The organism is Alcanivorax sp. HI0044 (assembly GCF_001634945.1).
Genome location: NZ_LWEZ01001706.1, coordinates 1 through 1,060, shown reverse-complemented (window position 1 = coordinate 1,060; position 1,060 = coordinate 1). Strand labels below are relative to the sequence as shown.

Here is a 1,060-nt window from a genome sequence, read left to right as displayed (position 1 = left end):
TTAACTGGAGCCCATCCTGAGGCTCAAAACCGTTCGGGAACACGATAAAGAGTACGTTTTGATCCCAGACTTCCTGAAACTTTGTCTCACTGAAACTGATATTCCCCAAAGCAGGATCGGCAACATAGACATGGCCATTCTGATACTTCTTAAGCACAACGAAATGCTTAAACCCACCATAAGCGATCGGAACAATAGCGGGGTGATCCAGCGTCTTAATATCTGACATTTCGGCTCTAAACCCCCCACTAGGGTGGCCCAGTGCTGTCGCCAGACGCTTCATATCAAGAAGGGAAAATCCTCGGCGCTCGACAATCTTATCCGTTTCACCAAATCGCAACAGCCCTTCCATGATCTGGCGCTCCTGGAACTGGCGTCCAAGATACTGATTAAGCACCGTCGTAAGGGCTGCAGAGCCACAGGAATAGTCATACGCCTGGCGCGTAACATTGTGATAACGGAACTCAGATACCGGTTTAACCACGATATCCCGTTCACGTAATGGCACTGGTGTCGTCGGGTGTTCGTAGTAGACCTCCCCTTTCTTGGGGGGTTCGATCACAACAGACTCATTGGCTGCAAAAAATATCAGCGCCACACCCAGCATGGAAGTCAGCATCTATGGCATCCAGCATTATTGTTATTGTTTGTGTCCAATATGGTCAGACATGTTAACCACGTCACCCAGCACAGGCAACCATGTTAATTCGCCGAAGAAGCAAAGACGCGAGCTTAGCGGTCATTCCAAGTGCTCGCCACCATCGCAACTTATAAAATCAATGGGTTACAACCCGCTCAGGGACATAAAGACTGCGACCACACACCCTTCCCCATTGGCAACTCACATTAGGCTACACGGAAAGGTCATACCCATAACGCTCAGCAGTCGCTTTGAATTGTGGCAATACAGGCTCCAGCCATGGAGCGTAATGCCTCCAGCGGCCAACTGAATCGGTGTAAATTTTCTGGGTCACCCCGCCATAGCTGGGCGTGGCCAAGGTTTTCCTTTGTTTCGCATGCAGGTCAAAATCCAGAACGGCGTCATCCCACGGTAGACCGA

At 50.1% G+C, this 1,060-nt stretch carries 2 protein-coding genes; both read right to left on the bottom strand.

The window, feature by feature from the left end:
• The coding region (locus A3730_RS25665) for a C39 family peptidase (protein WP_063539266.1) at positions 1 to 619 on the bottom strand (619 nt) is incomplete at its 3' end.
• A gap of 232 nt (positions 620 to 851) precedes the next feature.
• Positions 852 to 1,060 (bottom strand): hypothetical protein (locus A3730_RS32830; RefSeq protein WP_231884047.1); only part of this gene is annotated, 209 nt, incomplete at its 5' end.